Source organism: Phytoactinopolyspora halophila (assembly GCF_003287285.1).
In the GTDB taxonomy this organism is placed as follows: Bacteria; Actinomycetota; Actinomycetes; order Jiangellales; family Jiangellaceae; genus Phytoactinopolyspora_A; species Phytoactinopolyspora_A halophila.
Genome location: NZ_QMIG01000002.1, coordinates 390,834 through 408,574 on the forward strand (window position 1 = coordinate 390,834; position 17,741 = coordinate 408,574).

Here is a 17,741-nt window from a genome sequence, read left to right on the forward strand (position 1 = left end):
GGCGACGTGACCCCACACTGGAGCGTCCGATTCCCGCTAGTATGCGGTCTCCGGATCGCGCACACTGGAACACGTGCTCACCGACGACGTTCGCTATCGCGCAGTGCAGAGCCGAGATGCGCGATTCGATGGCATCTTCTACCTCGGCGTCACCTCGACCGGTATCTATTGCCGGCCCAGCTGCCCGGCACGCACGCCGCGTCGGGACAACGTCCGCTTCTACCGATCGGCCGCCGAAGCCCAGGCCGCGGGGTTTCGTGCCTGCCGCCGGTGCCGCCCGGACACCACCCCTGGCTCGCCCGAGTGGAACGTTCGCGCCGATGTCGCCGCTCGCGCCATGCGCTTGATCGCCGATGGTCTCGTCGACCGGACGGGCGTCAGCGGCCTGGCGGCCCGGCTCGGCTACAGCCAGCGCCAGGTTCACCGGACCCTCGTGGACGAGGTGGGAGCCGGCCCGATGCGCCTGGCCCGCGCCCAGCGGGCACACACGGCCCGAACGTTGTTGGAGACGACACGGCTGGACATCTCCGAGATCGCCTTCGCCGCCGGTTTCGCAAGTATCCGGCAGTTCAACGAGACGATTCGCGAGATCTACGCCTGTACGCCCAGCGCGCTGCGCGCTCGGGCACCCGGCCACGCGTCGCCACAGCACGGCATCAGCAGCGCCGCTGGCACCATCGAGCTTCGACTGGCGTACCGGCAACCGGCCGATTTCGACGGGCTCCTGAGGTTCCTCGCCGACCGCGCGGTGCCCGGGGTCGAAGAGGTCGTCGGTTACACGTACCGGCGCAGCCTCTCCCTGCCGCATGGTGCTTGCGTGGCCGAACTCAGCCCGGAGAGCCGCTGGGTCCGCGCCGTCCTCCACCTGTCCGATCCGCGTGACCTCCCGGTGGCCGTCGCGCGGTGCCGGCGGATCCTGGACCTCGATGCGGATCCGCGGGCGGTCGACGACGCCCTCGGCGAAGATCCACTGCTGCGTCCGCTCGTCGACGCCGCGCCGGGTCGTCGGGTACCAGGAACCGCCGACGGAGCCGAGCTCGCCGTCCGGGCCGTGCTAGGTCAGCAGATCTCGGTGGCCGCGGCCCGCACCCACGCAGCACGACTCGTGCGCGCACACGGCACGCCACTCGATGGTCCCGTTGGGAACGTCACCCACATGTTTCCCACGGCCGATGTGCTCACCGCTCCCGACGCCACGGCACTCCGAATGCCAGCGAGCCGGCGCCGCACGCTCGCAGAACTCGCCACCCGGCTGGTGGATGGCCGGCTGCGGCTGGATCCCGGTGCCGACTGGGACGAAGCGGGCCGCCAGCTGCTCGGCGTCCCCGGCATCGGCGCATGGACGGCCGGATACGTCCGCATGCGCGCTCTCGGTGATCCAGACGTGTTCCTCTCCACCGATCTGGCCGTGCGGCACGCGCTGGCACGCCTCGGTTTCTCCGGCGGGACACGCGAGATCACGGCGCGGGCCGAGCGATGGCAGCCCTGGCGTTCCTACGCATTGATGCACGTCTGGGCGGCCACGAACACCATGAAAATCGAGAAGGAGAAGTACTCATGCCCACCTATTGGAGCGAAACCGACAGCCCGCTCGGCACATTACTCCTCACCGCCGACGACACCGGCCTGACCGGCCTGTACATGGAGGAACACCGGCACGGACCCGGTGGCGTCCAGCCAGGCTGGATACGCGACGATTCCCGGTTCGACGACGCCCGGAAACAGCTGCACGCGTACTTTTCCGGAGAGCTGCACGAGTTCGACCTTCCCCTCAATCCGGCCGGAACCACGTTCCAGCAGGAGGTCTGGACGGCGTTGCGTGCCATCCCCTATGGCGAAGTGCGTAGCTATGGGGACATCGCGGAACAAATCGGCAAGCCCGGAGCAGCACGCGCCGTGGGGCTGGCCAACGGCCGGAATCCGATCGCCATCATCGTTCCATGTCACCGCGTGATCGGCGCCTCGGGCCAGCTCACCGGCTACGGGGGAGGCGTCGACCGCAAGCGGCGCCTCCTGGACCTCGAATCCACAGCCACACAACCGATCTAGGGATACGGCTCCGCCCGCTCGGCCGGGACTACCAGTGCCAGCCGAGCCGGCGGAGCTCGGCTTCCAGCATCAACGTGCGTACTCGCGGCTCGGTATCCGGAATGGGCACACCAGCCATCCGTGCGGCGTCGCACAGCAAGCCGTCGTAAGCGGTGGTGGCCGCGACCAGATGGAAACCGCGAGCCCAGCAACGGCGAGTATTCTCCAGCGTATGGATTTCTGCCGCGACGCGGCTGAGCCGGTACTGGATGGCCAGGGTGTCGAAGGGATCCGAGCCAGGTTCCGGCTCCTCGACGGGCCGCCGCAGGCGCAGGGCCCGGAACAGGTCTACGAGACTCGTCCTCATCAGGCCTCCCGCTACCGAGGATAATCAAGATCTCGCGCGCGGGCAGCACCGCGAGCACGACGATTCAGGCAAGCTCCTTCGCGTACATCACCGTGCTGCGCTCGCGGACGTAGCCGAGCCGTTCGTAAAGGCCCAGCGCACCTGTCGGGTTCTCGGTATCGACATCGAGCCCCGCGTATTCGAGACCGGCGTCGGCGTAGGCATGCATGGCGGCGGTCAGCAACGCTTCCGCGATCCCCCGCCCGCGGTACTCGCGCCGAACGGCCAGCAGGTCGGTCCAGCCCTCGGTGTATCCCTGGGGTTCCCAGTCCTGCTCGTAGCGGCCGGAGATGAGATATCCGACCACGCGGTCACTCGGCGGATCGACGGCGACGAAACTCCAATCGGCCCGGAAACTCTCCGCGTCCACGACGCTCAGCGTCCACTCTTCGGAACTGAGCGGGTTCGATCCCCAGTGATCCACCGCGAACGACTCGTTGTGGGTGAGCCGGACATCCTCGTCTCGGGCACGGTCGTACAGCTCGATCCGCACGTCGTCCACACCGACCTTCGGCAATGGCTGCGACAGGTCGCGTCGCATCTCCACGTACCAGCGCAGCGCGGAATACCCGGCCCGCTCCACCAACGATCTCGTGGTGGCCTGGTGCTCGTCGACGAAGACGCGCAACCGAGCAGGCCCCGTGGACCCGGCTGCCACCAGTTGTTGCCGCGCACGCGCCTCGCTCCAGGCGAGCAACGCACGACCGATGCCGCGCCCGCGATCTGCCGGGTGTACTCCGCCAAGCAGGATCGGCGCCGGCGTTCCCTCGTCAGCGGGCCGGAATTCGGTGCGTGCCCATGCACGCATCCGGCCATGCTCGTCGAACCCGCCGATGAAGTCTCGTTCCGGATCTCGCCAGCTACCCGTGAACAGCGTCGTCAGCTCATGCTCCGCGGTTCGCTCCACGGCATCGTCGTGATCTTCGATCGTCTTCTTGAGATGAAACCAGGCCGGAACGTCGTCAACCGTCAACGCTCGCCACGTCAGGCCGACATCGGGGGGTAGCGACGGAAGGCTCTCAGGCACGACTTCACAGTAGATCCGCGGCCGGGCACGTCCAACCCATTTTCGTCTCGACTACTCCTGCTCGATCATGACGTGGGTCGGAAACTGCCTGCCGGCATATCTGCCGATCGACCACGTCGAGTAAGCGTCGACACCCGCGCTCACAGCGCCACCCAGCACCGGCACCCGTTTGGCGAAGATCAAGGTCGCGTGCTTGCCACCGATCCGGGAGGCAAGCTCCTGTGCCACTCGCGTGGTGATCCGCTCCAGCATGGCGGACGTGATTTCGGTCTTACCGACGGCGACCTCGTGCGGGGAAGCGGGCAGGCCCCCCTCCCGTGCGATGGCGGCTCCATCCTTACCCGGCAGCGTCATCAACGCGGCCGCACGCACCCGGGGATCGTTGATGTCATAGCCCCGCAGGTGGGCAATCGCTGCCGCCATGCGCAGGTGGAGAACCGCGATGCCGGCGATGTTGGCGGGAATGGCCACCGGCATGGTGACGACGCCGCCCACATTCGCGACGAATCCCTGGACACCGGCGAGCCGGACGTGTTGCTCGATCAGGTCACGGATGGCGTGATCCACGTCCCGGCGCCGTTCCAGATGTTTGCGAGCGACCTCGCGGGCACCGGGAAAGCCGTTGAACCCATCGATGGCCTTGTCGACGAACTGATGCGCGCTGCGAGCCGCGACCGCCGGCGCCGACCGGCGGGCCGCCTGGTTACTTGCCCATGCCGTCATGTTTGCCCGAAGACCCATGGTTTTCAGCTTACGCCGACACTCACCTCATGTCTTCGACGTCCACCACGACCACCGAGTAATTGTCGTGTGCACCAGCACCGCGCACGTGAGAGACCAGTTCATCCAGCACGTCCGTGGCCGATTCTTCCAGCGCCGCTCGGTGCAGTGCACCATGGTCGAGAGATCCGGTGATGCCGTCGGTGCATAGCAAGAACCGCTGGCGTGGATCGAGATCGAAGGCGATGACGTGCGGTTCCGGTACACCCGTTCCGTGTCCAAGTGCCTGGGTGAGATACGGCGTCGGCCGCCCACCCGGACCGGCGAGGTTGTCGTCGGTCGACACCTGCTCGAGAGTGTCGTCGGCGATCCGGTACACGCGGCTGTCGCCAACGTTGAAACAGGTTACCCCCGACGGATCGAACACCGCTCCGGCCAGGGTCGTCCCCAGTCCTGCCAACCGCGGATCCTGGCCGAACTGCGCGACCTGTCGATCGATCGCCACGACGCCGTCGGCGATGTCCCCGGCAGAGTGCCAGTCCGGACCCCGGGCCGCAACTTCGGTCAGCGCGGCACGGCTGGCGACGTCTCCACCCGCGTGCCCTCCGAGGCCGTCCGCGACCGCACACACCATCGGCTGGTTCGCCGACATCTCCAGCAGCGTGGCGACACCCTGGTTGGATTGGCACATCCACGTGCCGATAAGCACCGCATCTTCGTTCTGGGTACGGACCAGGCCACGGTCAGTCACCGCCCAGACACGTATCCGCAGCATAGCGCCGTACCTCCAGATACAGCCGGCGACAAGTCCGGCTCTCGGCACTTTTCCGACATTCGAAGTAAAGCGATCATCCCCTAGTGGCCCGGGGTTGTGAAGAGCGCGTAACGTACGCGTCGACACGAGGCCCACGAAATACGCTTGTGGTTTGGGGAGTACCCGGAACGCCAGAGCAGGACACGGAGGGAGCGAAGAGAGAAGGTGCCCGTCGAGCCACCCCCCACGCGATGGGAACTGCCCACCGTGAATGCCGACTGTGACGATCTCGTCGGGCTCGGCGCCGACCTCGAACCCGGCACATTGCTGGCCGCATACCGGTGCGGGCTGTTCCCGATGCCGGTCGATCGCCTCTTCGGCCGATCGAGCCTGGCCTGGTGGTCACCCGATCCGCGGGGTGTGCTGCCGTTCAACGCACTACGGATCACCAGATCGTTGCGCCAGGCCTGCAAGCGTTTCGAGATTCGCGTGGACACCGCCTTCGACGCGGTGGTCGAGGCATGTGCCGATCCCAGCCGACCAGGTGCCTGGATCACCGACGAGATCCGCACCGCGTACGGCCGCCTGCATCGCCTCGGCTGGGCGCATTCCGTGGAGGCCTGGACACCAGACGGCCGGCTCGCTGGCGGCCTGTACGGTGTCGCCATCGGCGGCCTGTTCGCCGGTGAATCGATGTTCCACGCTCGTGAGCGGTGGGGGCGGGACGCGTCCAAGGTCGCGCTCGTCGCATTGGTCGAGATGCTCAAGGCCGACGGCGCCGCCGGTCGGCTGCTCGATGTCCAGTGGGGGACACCGCACCTGAGACGCCTCGGTGTCGTGGAGATCTCGCGCGAGGAATACCTGAGCCGACTTCGCGCGGCCCTGCGGCTGGATCTGCCGGCCGTATTCGGCCACACCCCTCGCTCCGCCCACTCATCCGGGCCGAGCGCGGGCATTCGCCGCGAGAGCAGTGCATGATAGCTATATGCCCGAACTACCAGAGGTAGCGGCATTGGCCGGATTCCTGCGCGAGCGTGCCGTCGGCACACCCGTCGCGAAGGTCGACGTCGCGGCCGTGAGCGTACTCAAAACATTCGATCCTCCCATCACGAGTTTGGGTGGGCTGACCGTCACCGCGGTGGATCGGCACGGGAAGTTCCTCGACATCGACTGCGACGGGCTGCACCTCGTCATTCATCTCGCCCGGGCAGGATGGTTGCGCTGGAGCGACTCCTTACCGACCCGGCCCCCGAAGCCCGGCAAGGGTCCGCTGGCCTTACGGGTACGTCTCGCCGACGGCTCCGGCTTCGACCTCACCGAGGCGGGAACTCACAAGAAACTGTCGGTCTACCTCGTGCGCGACGTCGCAGACGTCCCCGGAATCGCCCGCCTGGGCATCGACCCATTCGACGACGCGTTCACCGTGGACGCCTTGCGTCAGCTCTTGCACGATGCCGGCCGGGCACAGATCAAGGGAGTGCTGCGAAACCAATCGGTCATCTCCGGGCTGGGCAACGCCTATTCAGACGAAGTCCTGCACGCCGCGCGGCTCTCTCCGTTCCATGCCGCATCCACGTTGACCGACGACGAGATCACCAGGCTGCACGCCGCCATCGTCGGCGATCTCACGACCGCCGTCGAGCGTGCCGATGGGCTGGCGGCTCGCGATCTCAAAGACACGAAACGCACGTCGTTGCGCGTGCACGGCCGCACCGGTGAGGCCTGCCCGATCTGCGGCGACACGATTCGCGAGGTATCGTTTGCCGATTCCAGCCTTCAGTACTGTCCGGGCTGCCAGACTAACGGCAAGGTCCTCGCCGACCGCCGCCTTTCCCGCCTGCTGAAATGATCGTGAGGACACCCGGTGCATTGACATGAACGTAGACTCCACGCCACGCAGCCCGACCATGGCCGATGTCGCAACTGTCGCCGGAGTGTCGCACCAGACAGTGTCGCGCGTTCTCAACGACCATCCCAATGTCCGATCCTCCACACGCGAACGCGTTCTCGCCGCGATCTCCAAGCTCGGATACCGGCGGAACTCCTCGGCGCGCGCGCTCGTGACCAGGCGGACGAATACGCTCGGCGTCGTCGCCCTCGACACCACTCTCTACGGGCCGGCCAGCACCCTGCTCGGCATCGAGTGGGCGGCACGGAACGCCGGATATTTCATCAGCATCGTGAGCTTGAAGAAGATCACCCGCAGCGGGGTCGACGAGGCGCTGGAGTACCTCGCCGAACAGTCCGTCGACGGGTTCATCGTGATCGCACCGCACCGGTGGGCCGCGACAGCTCTGGCCGGCCTACCCGCGCAGCTCCCGGCCGTCGCCGTCGAGGGGGGAGAGGCAGGTGCGCTGCCCGCCGTGGCCGTGGACCAGGTCGCCGGAGCGTCGCTGGCCACCCAGCACTTGCTCGACCAGGGGCACGAGACCGTCTGGCATGTCGCGGGGCCGACGGATTGGCTGGAGAGCGAGGGCCGGGTGCGCGGTTGGAGGCAGACGCTGGAAGCCGCGCAGGTGCCGCAGCCAGAATTGATCTACGGCGATTGGAGTCCTCGCTCGGGGCACGAGGCCGGACGCGTGCTGATGGACAAGCTGCGGAACCGTGCCACCGACCCCACGGGTACGTCGGATCCTCCACTCAGCGCCGTCTTCGTGGCAAACGATCAGATGGCCCTGGGATTGCTTCGCGCATGTCACGAAGCCGGAGTCCGAGTGCCCGAGGACATCAGTGTGGTCGGATTCGACGACATTCCCGAAGCTGAATTCTTCAGTCCTCCCCTGACCACGGTGCGACAGGATTTCGCCGAGGTGGGCCGGCGCAGCCTCGACATGTTGCTGGCGCAGATCGAGGGCGGGGCCAAACGAGGCGAGGAACACCGTGCGATCGTGGCACCGGAGTTCATCGTTCGCGAAAGCACACGCGTCCACCAGGACGTGTCCTAGCTCCCGCAGCCGTGGTTCGTCACTGGTGGTGTGGAGATTCGTGGCTACCCTCCCGCCATCACAACGCCCGGATGCCGTACCAGACGGGACGGGGCTACCGTCACGACTGCGAGCGAAGTACGCTGTGGCGTATTGTGAGCGCTAACATTGATCCCGACTGGCCCCGGACTCACGGGAGGAGGCGGATATGTTCGTCGTCGGCGTCGACTTCGGGACCCTGTCCGGGCGTGCCGTCGTAGTGCGAGTCTCCGATGGTGCCGAGCTCGCGAGCAGCGTCCACGACTATCGGCATGGCGTCGTGGACGAGGTGTTGCCGCACAGCAGTGAGGAGCTCCCGCCCGACTGGGCGTTGCAAGTTCCCTCCGACTACATCGACGTATTGAAGACAGCCGTACCCGAAGCGGTGCAGGCAGCCGGTATCGATCCGGCACAAGTGGTCGGTATCGGCACCGACTTCACCGCGTGCACGGTCCTGCCCACGCTCGCCGATGGAACACCGTTGTCCGAGCTCCCGGAGTTCGCCGATCGCAAGCATGCCTACGTGAAGCTCTGGAAACATCATGCCGCGCAGCGGCACGCCGACCGGATCAACACGCTCGCCGCCGAGCGAGGCGAGTGGTGGCTGCCGCGGTACGGCGGCCTCATCTCCTCCGAATGGGAATTCGCCAAGGGCCTTCAGGTATTAGAAGAAGATCCACACGTGTACGCGGCGATGGAGCGCTGGGTGGAGGCCGCGGACTGGATCGTCTGGCAACTCTGCGGTCACTACGTACGCAATGCCTGTACCGCCGGGTACAAGGCGATCTACCAGGACGGCTCCTACCCGTCGCGTGAGTTCCTTGAGGCGCTGAACCCCGAGTTCGGCGACTTCGTCACCAGCAAGGTAGAACAGCCCATAGCCCAACTGGGTGATCGCGCCGGCGCGCTCACCGCCGAAGCCGCGGCGTGGACCGGACTTCCCGAGGGGATCGCCGTCGCCGTCGGGAACGTGGATGCCCACGTCACCGCACCGGCCGTGCAGGCGGTCGAACCCGGACAGATGGTCGCCATCATGGGCACCTCCACGTGCCACGTGATGAACAGCGACGTGCTGGGCCAGGTGCCCGGGATGTGCGGCGTCGTCGACGGCGGGATCGTCGCCGGGCTGTGGGGCTACGAGGCCGGGCAGAGCGGCGTCGGCGACATCTTCGCGTGGTTCGTCGACAACCACGTCCCACCCGGCTACGTCGACGAAGCCGAACGACGCGGGCTCTCCGTACACGAGTACCTCACGGAACTAGCTGCCCGGCAGCGTGTCGGTGAGCACGGCCTGGTGGCGCTCGACTGGCACAGCGGGAACCGCTCCGTGCTCGTCAACCACGAGCTGTCCGGTGTCGTCGTCGGGCAGACACTGAGCACCCGACCCGAGGACACGTATCGAGCCCTGCTCGAGTCGACCGCGTTCGGCACCCGCACCATCGTCGAGACGTTCCAGCAGGCCGGAATACCCGTCACCGAGCTCGTCGTTGCCGGTGGGCTGCTGAAAAACCAGTTCCTCATGCAGGTGTATTCCGACATCACGGGCCTGCCGTTGAGCACCGCCAGCTCCGAGCAGGCCCCCGCGCTCGGAGCGGCCATCCACGCCGCTGTCGCTGCCGGCGCTTACCCCGACATCCGGGCGGCGGCAGGAGCTATGGGCAAGGTCGCACGCAACGTCTACACGCCGGATCCCGGTCGGCAGAAATCCTATGACGCCCTGTTCGCCGAGTACACACGCCTGCACGACTACTTTGGCCGGGGCGGGAACGACGTGATGCATCGGCTACGAGAGATCAGACGAACCGGAGTCCCAGAATCACTGGAAGGATCGGGATGAACAGCGAGCCGGCTGTCGAGCGGGTCCGTCGCCAGGTATGCGCGCTACACGCCGAGCTCGTGCGGTACGGCCTGGTCGCCTGGACCGCGGGCAACGTGTCCGGCCGGGTTCCGGGTGCCGACCTGTTCGTGATCAAACCGAGCGGTGTCAGCTACGACGATCTCACCCCCGAATCGATCGTCGTATGTGACCTCGACGGCCATCTGGTCGACGGGGTACATACGCCGTCGAGTGACACCGCCGCGCACGCGTACGTCTATCGGCACATGCCCGACGTCGGTGGTGTCGTACACACCCATTCGACCTATGCTTCGGCATGGGCAGCGCGAGCCGAACCCATTCCCTGCGTATTGACGGCCATGGCTGACGAGTTCGGCGGTGAGATCCCCGTCGGGCCGTTCGCCCTCATCGGCGACGACTCCATCGGCCGTGGCATCGTCACGACTCTCGAAGCACACAACTCGCCAGCCGTGCTCATGCAGAATCACGGAGTCTTCACCATCGGCGAGGACGCGCGATCCGCGGTGAAGGCCGCGGTCATGTGCGAGGACGTGGCGCGCACCGTGCACGTCGCTCGCCAGCTGGGTGAGCCCATCCCGATTCCGGACAGCGACGTCGCGAAGCTTCACGACCGTTACCAGAACGTCTACGGCCAAGGCTGATCCAGCCCGATCGGAGGAGATGACATGGAGTCCGACGTCGCCGAGGTATGGTTCCTCACGGGAAGCCAGGGGCTGTACGGTGAAGAAACCCTGCGCCAGGTCGCCGACCAGTCGAAGCGCGTTGCCGCCGTACTCGACGAGGCTCGCGAGATTCCGGCCACGATCGTATGGAAGCCGGTGCTGACCAGCGCGGAGGAGATCCGGCGCATGTGCTCCGAGGCGAGCACCACGGACGCGTGCATCGGCGTCATCGCGTGGATGCACACCTTTTCGCCTGCGAAGATGTGGATCAACGGCCTGCGGATTCTGGACGTGCCCCTGCTGCATCTCCACACCCAGGCCAACGCCTCGCTGCCGTGGTCCGAGCTCGACATGGACTTCATGAATCTCAATCAGGCCGCGCACGGCGACCGCGAGTTCGGTCATATCCAGTCTCGCCTGGGCACCACTCGCACGGTCGTAGCAGGTCACGTCGGCGATCCGGCCGTGATCTCGCGGGTCGCGTCGTGGACGCGTGCCGCAACCGCACGCGCGGAGATCAGATCCCTGCGGCTCGTGCGGTTCGGCGACAACATGCGCAATGTCGCCGTCACCGAAGGGGACAAGGTCGAAGCCCAGATCCAGTTCGGCGCCTCGGTGAACACGTACGGCGTCAATGATCTCGTTGCGGTCGTCGACGCCATGCCCGATGCCGACGTCGACGGCCTCGTCGCCGAGTACGACGACACGTACGAGCTCGCACCGGAGCTGCGCAAGGGTGGCGATCGAAGGGAGTCCCTGCGCGACGCCGCACGGATCGAAGCGGGCATGCGGCAGTTCCTGAACGATGGTGGCTATCGAGCCTTCACCACGAACTTCGAGGACCTCGGCGGTTTGCGTCAACTTCCGGGGATAGCCGTGCAGCGGTTGATGGCCGACGGCTACGGCTTCGGCGCCGAGGGCGACTGGAAGACGTCCGTCCTGCTGCGTGCCGTGAAGGCGATGGCGTCCGGACTACCGGGCGGGACGTCGTTCATGGAGGATTACACCTACCACTACGCGCCCGGGGAGCCCAAGATTCTCGGCGCGCACATGCTCGAAGTGTGCCCCAGCATCGCCGGGCAGGTGCCATCGGGGGAGATCCATCCCCTGTCAATCGGCGACCGCGACGATCCGGTGCGGCTCGTCTTCGATGCCCTGCCCGGGCCGGCAGTCGTCGTCGGGTTGGCGGACGTGGGAGATCGTTTCCGGTTGGTCGCGAACGAGATCGACGTCGTGCCGCCCGACGAGCCCTTGCCCAGGCTGCCCGTGGCTCGCGCGGTATGGAAGCCCCGTCCGGATCTCTCGACGTCGGCGGAGGCGTGGATTACTGCCGGTGCACCGCATCACACGGTCCTGTCCTCGGCTGTGGACCTGGAGACGCTGAACGATTTCGCCGAGATGTCGGGCACCGAGTTCCTGGCCATCGACGGCGGCACGCGGATACGTGACTTCATCAAGGAGATCCGCTGGAACCATGCCTACCACCGCCTTGCCCGCGGCCGGTGAGGAGCTCCACCGGACCCCTACTCTCCGGCGGCCAGGTAGAGCAACGCACGACCGTAGGCCTCCTCTGCCGTGAGCGCGTCGCGGACGACGTGCTTCCCGTCGACGTTGAGGGTCACGGCGTACTGCCCGTTCTGACGAGCCAGCTGGACGAATGCCCCACCCAGCAATTCACGGAGCTGGGCCTCCGTAGGTAGCCACAGCGCGACGTCCTTCTCGACGCTGTCGAGTGCCCACTCGACCGTCCCGTTGAAGCCGATCACGCGTCCGGACGGGAATTCGTGCACGTCGACGACCATGGTGCTCACGACGAACACGTCGTCGTCCATGTCGCGGTCGGGAAGCACGAAGTGGTCACCAGCACGTGGCTCCCACTGTAGGCCCGCGTCGCGCAGCCGCCGGGCAAGCTCGACCGAGATCATCCCCCAATTCTCCCCTCCTCGCCCCCTGATCATGAACACTAGTCGGGCTATGTGCTCGACTAGTGTTCATGATCAGGGGGTTCGGCCGAGGAAGGCGAGTAGCTTCGTCTGCCGATCGGCACCATCCGCAACGGCGACCGCCGGTCCGCACACACCCGGCTGGCGCAGGTTGTCACCGAGCTGCTCGGCCAGGACGAAGGCGTCTTCGACGTCGTGGGGCGGGATGGTCTCGTCCAAACCGGCGGCCCGGGCCAGATCCCAGCCATGAACGATGAGGTCGAAGCAGACGAACGAGTCCACTGTCGCGGCCAGCGTCGTCCGTCCGAAGTAGCCGTCGTACTCCCGATTCGCGCGCTCCGGATCGTCGAGGATCTCCTGCATCGCGTCCCGCACATGAGCCCACGCGGCCACCGGATCGTCAGCGACGGACGGACCGGGCGGAATCGACAGGCCCACAAAGCCAGGCGTCCTGGCGAGGACATCGACAAGATGCTGCACGACGTCGCGAGCCGTCCAGCCCTCACACGGTGACGGAGCCTCCCACCGGTCATCTGGCACGGAACCGATCCGCGTCGTCAGATTGTCGGCCACACGGCGGAATCTCGAGGCTGTCGTGGTCATGGCGCTCAGTGTTCCAGATAGGTCGTCGCGCCGGAACGTCTGACACTGTCTAGATAAATCTATCGCTCAGGCTAGATTGACCGATAGAGTCCGATCATGGATCCCGTACGCAATCCCTATGCGCCAGGAGCTGGTCAGCGGCCACCCGAGCTCGCGGGCCGGGATCGCGAGCTCGAGCAGTTCGACGTCGTGCTCGAACGTATCGCCCGAGCGCGCCCCGAGCGCTCGCTCGTGCTCACCGGATTGCGTGGGGTAGGCAAGACAGTGTTGCTCAACGCGCTGCGTTCGCAGGCCATCCGGAGATTGTGGGGCACCGGCAAGATCGAAGCGCGGCCCGACCAGTCCATCCGGCGTCCGCTGTCGAGCGCGCTGCACATGGCCGTCCGGGAGCTCACGCCCCGGCATCGCGATCCGGAACAGATCGATCACTTTCTCGCCGTCTTGAAGGCCTTTGCCATGCGGTCGGCCGGCGAGAACGCCAAGCTCCGTGATCGGTGGCATCCGGGCATCGACGTGCCCGCCGCTTCAGGCCGGGCCGACACAGGTGACATCGAGGTCGATCTCGTCGAACTGCTGGTGGACGCCGCCGGTGTTGCACGCGACGTCGGCGTGGGCATCGCCATCTTCATCGACGAGATGCAAGACGTCCCACCCGCGGACGTCTCGGCGCTGTGCGCAGCCTGTCACGAACTCTCCCAGCAAGGCCTCCCGCTCGTGGTGGTCGGGGCGGGCCTGCCTCACCTGCCCGCCGTGTTATCGGCGTCGAAGTCGTACTCCGAGCGGCTCTTTCGCTACGTCCGGATCGACCGGCTGGAGCGCGACGCCGCCGATCACGCCCTCGTGGCACCGGCAGCGGACGAGGGCGTGGAATACGAACAGTCCGCACTTGACGCCCTCTACGAAGCCACCGAAGGTTATCCGTACTTCGTCCAGGCCTACGGCAAGATGACCTGGGATCACGCACCGGCAGTGCCGATCACCGCCGACGACGTGCGAGTCGCCGGCCCAGATGCCCAGGCGGAGCTGGCTGTCGGCTTCTTCGGCTCCCGATACGAGCGGGCGACACCTGCCGAGCGGGAGTATCTCCAGGCGATCGCGACCCTGTCCGAGTCGACGGACGGCACGGTCTCCACGGCCGACATCGCCGCGCTCCTCTCCCGCAAGCCGTCCTCGCTGTCCCCGGCGCGCGACTCGCTGATAAAGAAGGGCCTGGTCTACTCGGCCGAGCGCGGCTCGATCGCGTTTACCGTGCCGCATTTCGGCTTCTACCTCCGTCGATATGCGACCACCTGAGACGTCTATCGCGCTCTATCGCCTTCTAGAAGTGTCTAGCAAAAATTCTAGAAGGGACTAGAAAGCTCCAGACGGCCCTATAACGCGAAACCTCACCAGATCCCGTAGTCGTCGCAAACGATCTGCTCCTCCGGCACCTGCTGCTCGCGCAACCGGTCGAGCGCCGCCTGCACCATGGTGGTAGGTCCGGCGAGATAGACGTCGTGTTCACGCCAGTCTCCGTAGGCCGACACGATGTTGCCCATCAGATCTGGACTCCGATCCTCGGGGCCCTCGGGCGACACCACGGGCACGACCGTCAGGCGCCTGTACCGCACTCCGATCGACTCGAGATGGGGGAGCGCGTAGAGGCTGTCTCGGTCCCTGCCAGCGTAGAAGACGTGGACCCGGCGACCGTCGAGGCGCTGCTCGAGTTCTTGCAGCCCAGCCAGGATCGGTGCGATCCCGACGCCACCGGCGATGCACAGCAGGTCGCGTTCCGAACGTGGGTTGGCGAGGTCATAGCCTATCGGAGCGCCGAGCCGCAGGATGTCTCCCGCTTCCGTTCGCCAGACCAGGGCGCTGCTCACCCACCCGGCGCCGACCGCCCGGACATGGAACTCGACCAGGCCGTCATCCCGCGGCGCCGAAGCCATCGACAACGCCCGCCACATGTTGGGGCGTCGCGGCGACATGACGTAGCAGTATTGGCCCGGCCGGTAGGGAAAATCGGTGTGCGGACGAGCCTGGATGATGGCAAGATCGTCCAGCAGACGACGGTGGAAGACCACCTCGGCGTCCCACCACGCCGGCCACATGACCGCGTCCCGTTCGGCACTCTCCGTCATGATCGTCGCGATGGTGTCGTACGCATGCACCCATGCGCTTTCGTGACGTGTGGTCCACTGCTCGCCGAGCTCCTCGCGGAATGCTCTCACCAAAGCCGAGCCAAGCGGCGCGTAGTGCTCCGTGATCACCCCGAACTTGCGGTGATCACGGCCAAGTGCCTCAAGATATTCGACCACCTCGTCACGGTTGTCCGCGGTGCCGACGATGTGCACCAGCGCTGCGACAATACGGGAGCGCTGTGCCTCCATTCCCACCGGGAAAAGATCACGCAACTCGGGATTCCGCGCAAACAGGATTGCATAGAAACGCTGTGCTAGTTGTTCCAGCCGGTCTTCGGTCAACGTGATCGTCTCGCGAAGCGCGGCCGTATCGAATCCCAGCGCGTTGCTTGGCACAGCATGAAGCGGCGCCGACGCCGGTCCTGCGGCGGACGCCTCCGGTTCGGGCCGAAGCGTCAACTCACCTGCCTCAGGGGAAGCGACGGATTCAGAGGTATCTGCGGAGTCGGCAGCGGAATCCGCACGAGCTTGCTCAACATTCGTCGACGCAGTTGTGATCTCATCCCGTACTACTCGCTCCACACCGTTCTGGCCCACGATCGCAGGCGCGGGACCGGCGCCGTTTCCAGCGACGGCCGAGTTTCCATTGTGAGCGTACCCATTGACCTGCGCATCGCCCGCAACAGGAGTCCCGAATGCCGCCTCCTGCGCATCGGCATGCGGTTCCTCTTCCACGGCATCACCGGCCCGGCGAACCGTGGATCCCCGTTTTCCCGCTGCCCGGGAGTGAGTCCACATCGTCATCCTCTCCGCCCCCGCATAAACCTAGCGCCCAACCCCCGTCTTACGTAAGGACGCGACGAGCCCTGCGGGACATATGTAGGCGAGGAGGGCATCGCGGATGGACGATCGGCCTCGTCGGCGATGCGTTGAAGATTCCTGGATATGCAGGTGAGAAGGCCCTTCGAGATGGTTGATGTCAGGCGACGAACACCTCGGTGTTTTCGTATGCAAAATCTCGCCCATGTCTCACTATTCGGATAGCAGAGTCGGGCAATCCTGTCGATATAGTAGGTATCACCATTCACGTGACTTCTCCGGCGAGATATGCGAGAGAGCTCACAATGCACGCGGCTCACGGCTTCCTCGTCCGCCGGAAATGTTTGGGCGAGTCGAATAGCGGGCACCAATTGAGTCGGATGTCGAGTACGATCCGGTGCCCGGAGGGAGGTGCGCCATAGTGCACGCTGCGACCGCGCCGCGGCCGGCCGGAACTCGCGATGTCCGGTTCTTGGAGCTGGTCAATACGGTCAGCAGCGTGCCGATGGCCCGGCATATCGTCGCCGACGACCTGCGAGCCACCGGAATTCCGGAATCGGTACTGGAGAGCGTGATCGCCGTGGTGACCGAGCTGGTCTCCAACGCCGTGTTGCACGCCAGGCCCGTCTCGCTGACCGACGCTGGTGAGGGCGTCGTCCTCCGGTGGGCCGTCACCAACCGGCATGTGCTCGTCAATGTGACCGATGGCGGAGGTCCCGAGGAGCCGACACTCAAGGCCTCACCGATCGAGGAGCCCGAAGGGCGGGGCTTGGCCATCGTCGATGCCCTTGCACGGGACTGGTCGGTACGCTCCGAAGACGATCAGGTCACCGTTCAGGCAGTCGTCGGACCGTGGGAGTCACGAAGCGAGTGAGGACGGGCGCTACGCTCGTTCTGTGAGCACATCTACCGAAATACCAGTGGTCGGACCACGACAGCCATGTCCATGTGGATCCGGCAAGCGATACAAGATCTGTCACGGCAAGAAGACACGTGCGGCAGATCGCGAGTACGTCGCCCGCCCGTTCCAGGGCCTGCCTGGCGAATGTGATTGGGTGGCGCTGCGCGAAATCGTCTCGACAGCCACGGCACCGGTGACACTGGCCGGCGAACACGCCGGCCGTGATGTGCTGGCCGTCACGCTGCTTCCCTCGGCCCACCCCGCCATGGTTCGAGAGAACGGCCAGGTTCTGCTCGGACTACAGACGGTCACGTCCACCGGCGATCCCAGCGCTGACCTCGCGCACACCCTGCAGGAAGCGCTGCGGAGCGAGCCCGGCACGGCCGTGTCACCAGGACCGCGTCCATCGGGAGGCCCCAGGCTGCAGGATCTCCTATCGACGGACGCGACGTTCGACGTCACCGTCCACGACGGCTTCGATTTCTGGCTCGATCCCGACAGCGAGCCGTCCGCAGAGGAGCGAACGCTGCTCGACAACGCCAACGAAGCCGTGGTGCCCACCGCCCGGCTCGAATCAGCGGAGGCCGCCTACTGGTGCCACCTCGGCGATCGCGATCAGGTCCGATGGGTCCTCCCGTACGACGAGGAACCATTGCTCGACGGTCTCGCCCGGCTCCACGCGAAGGAGGCGGATTCGCTCGGTCCGGGAACGCGTCTGCTCGGTACGTTCCGGGCCCATGGCCTTCTCGTGCCCGTCTGGGACCTCGTCGACGGGACGCGAGCCGAAGAGGTCGAAGAGCCCGTTGCCACATTGCGCGACCGCCTGGCGGAGGCGGTGGCCGATTCGAAACCTCTCGACGCCGAGCAGCGGCGTGCGCGTGCGGGTCTTGCCAATCGACAGGTGACCATCCGCTGACAAATCGCGTTTCACCGACTC

General features: G+C 66.0%; 18 protein-coding genes. 11 read left to right on the plus strand and 7 right to left on the minus strand.

The window, feature by feature from the left end:
* Window positions 1–73 precede the first annotated feature (73 nt).
* A complete protein-coding gene (locus tag DPM12_RS04305; protein ID WP_112257012.1) occupies window positions 74–1,630 on the plus strand; it encodes a DNA-3-methyladenine glycosylase 2 family protein in 1,557 nt (518 codons plus the stop codon).
* Window positions 1,558–2,049, plus strand: coding sequence for a methylated-DNA--[protein]-cysteine S-methyltransferase (locus DPM12_RS04310; RefSeq protein ID WP_112257013.1), 492 nt, complete (start codon window positions 1,558–1,560; stop codon window positions 2,047–2,049). The genes DPM12_RS04305 and DPM12_RS04310 overlap by 73 nt, the downstream gene beginning before the upstream one ends.
* A 28-nt stretch (window positions 2,050–2,077) precedes the next feature.
* Here the strand turns inward: DPM12_RS04310 and DPM12_RS04315 are convergent, their stop codons facing one another.
* The 4 genes from DPM12_RS04315 to DPM12_RS04330 form a co-directional block, all read right to left on the minus strand.
* Window positions 2,078–2,395: a hypothetical protein gene (locus tag DPM12_RS04315; RefSeq protein WP_112257014.1), complete on the minus strand. Its 318-nt coding sequence runs from the start codon at window positions 2,393–2,395 to the stop codon at window positions 2,078–2,080.
* 64 nt (window positions 2,396–2,459) lie between these two features.
* Entirely contained in the window at window positions 2,460–3,461 is a 1,002-nt protein-coding gene (locus DPM12_RS04320) for a GNAT family N-acetyltransferase (RefSeq protein WP_211658405.1), read from the minus strand.
* A 51-nt stretch (window positions 3,462–3,512) separates the two neighbouring features.
* Window positions 3,513–4,202, minus strand: coding sequence for an EcsC family protein (locus DPM12_RS04325; RefSeq protein WP_112257016.1), 690 nt, complete (start codon window positions 4,200–4,202; stop codon window positions 3,513–3,515).
* A gap of 22 nt (window positions 4,203–4,224) precedes the next feature.
* A complete protein-coding gene (locus DPM12_RS04330; RefSeq protein ID WP_112257017.1) occupies window positions 4,225–4,956 on the minus strand; it encodes a PP2C family protein-serine/threonine phosphatase in 732 nt (243 codons plus the stop codon).
* A 246-nt stretch (window positions 4,957–5,202) separates the two neighbouring features.
* On the opposite strand from DPM12_RS04330, the gene aat reads away from it, so the two are divergent.
* The 6 genes from aat (at window position 5,203) to araA (ending at window position 11,924) form a co-directional block, all read left to right on the plus strand.
* A complete protein-coding gene (gene aat / locus DPM12_RS04335) occupies window positions 5,203–5,913 on the plus strand; it encodes a leucyl/phenylalanyl-tRNA--protein transferase (protein ID WP_211658407.1) in 711 nt (236 codons plus the stop codon).
* A gap of 7 nt (window positions 5,914–5,920) precedes the next feature.
* Window positions 5,921–6,784: an Fpg/Nei family DNA glycosylase gene (locus DPM12_RS04340; RefSeq protein ID WP_112257019.1), complete on the plus strand. Its 864-nt coding sequence runs from the start codon at window positions 5,921–5,923 to the stop codon at window positions 6,782–6,784.
* Between the two features lie 25 nt (window positions 6,785–6,809).
* Window positions 6,810–7,880 (plus strand): LacI family DNA-binding transcriptional regulator, encoded by a 1,071-nt coding sequence (locus DPM12_RS04345; protein WP_211658409.1) that lies wholly within the window; start codon window positions 6,810–6,812, stop codon window positions 7,878–7,880.
* Window positions 7,881–8,067: 187 nt separating this feature from the next.
* A complete protein-coding gene (araB, locus tag DPM12_RS04350) occupies window positions 8,068–9,735 on the plus strand; it encodes a ribulokinase (RefSeq protein WP_112257020.1) in 1,668 nt (555 codons plus the stop codon).
* Window positions 9,732–10,397 carry an L-ribulose-5-phosphate 4-epimerase gene (locus DPM12_RS04355; protein WP_112257021.1) on the plus strand — a complete coding sequence of 222 codons (666 nt, stop codon included), beginning with the start codon at window positions 9,732–9,734 and terminating at the stop codon, window positions 10,395–10,397. Before araB ends, DPM12_RS04355 begins: the two co-directional genes overlap by 4 nt.
* Before the next feature lie 24 nt (window positions 10,398–10,421).
* Window positions 10,422–11,924, plus strand: a complete 1,503-nt coding sequence (gene araA, locus DPM12_RS04360) for an L-arabinose isomerase (protein WP_112257022.1) — start codon at window positions 10,422–10,424, stop codon at window positions 11,922–11,924.
* A gap of 17 nt (window positions 11,925–11,941) precedes the next feature.
* Here the strand turns inward: araA and DPM12_RS04365 are convergent, their stop codons facing one another.
* Window positions 11,942–12,343, minus strand: coding sequence for a pilus assembly protein CpaE (locus DPM12_RS04365; protein WP_112257023.1), 402 nt, complete (start codon window positions 12,341–12,343; stop codon window positions 11,942–11,944).
* A gap of 72 nt (window positions 12,344–12,415) precedes the next feature.
* On the minus strand, window positions 12,416–12,964 hold the full coding sequence (locus DPM12_RS04370) for a TIGR03086 family metal-binding protein (protein ID WP_112257024.1): 549 nt from the start codon (window positions 12,962–12,964) through the stop codon (window positions 12,416–12,418).
* 96 nt (window positions 12,965–13,060) lie between these two features.
* Here DPM12_RS04370 and DPM12_RS04375 point away from each other — a divergent pair, with 96 nt between their 5' ends.
* On the plus strand, window positions 13,061–14,257 hold the full coding sequence (locus tag DPM12_RS04375) for an AAA family ATPase (protein WP_112257025.1): 1,197 nt from the start codon (window positions 13,061–13,063) through the stop codon (window positions 14,255–14,257).
* 92 nt (window positions 14,258–14,349) lie between these two features.
* Here the strand turns inward: DPM12_RS04375 and DPM12_RS04380 are convergent, their stop codons facing one another.
* Window positions 14,350–15,888, minus strand: coding sequence for a globin domain-containing protein (locus DPM12_RS04380; protein WP_112257026.1), 1,539 nt, complete (start codon window positions 15,886–15,888; stop codon window positions 14,350–14,352).
* A gap of 436 nt (window positions 15,889–16,324) precedes the next feature.
* Between DPM12_RS04380 and DPM12_RS04385 the strand changes: the two genes are divergently transcribed.
* Both DPM12_RS04385 and DPM12_RS04390 read left to right on the plus strand, forming a co-directional pair.
* Window positions 16,325–16,777, plus strand: coding sequence for an ATP-binding protein (locus DPM12_RS04385; RefSeq protein ID WP_112257027.1), 453 nt, complete (start codon window positions 16,325–16,327; stop codon window positions 16,775–16,777).
* A gap of 22 nt (window positions 16,778–16,799) precedes the next feature.
* Window positions 16,800–17,720, plus strand: coding sequence for a DUF5926 family protein (locus DPM12_RS04390; RefSeq protein WP_211658411.1), 921 nt, complete (start codon window positions 16,800–16,802; stop codon window positions 17,718–17,720).
* The last annotated feature ends 21 nt before the right edge of the window (window positions 17,721–17,741 follow it).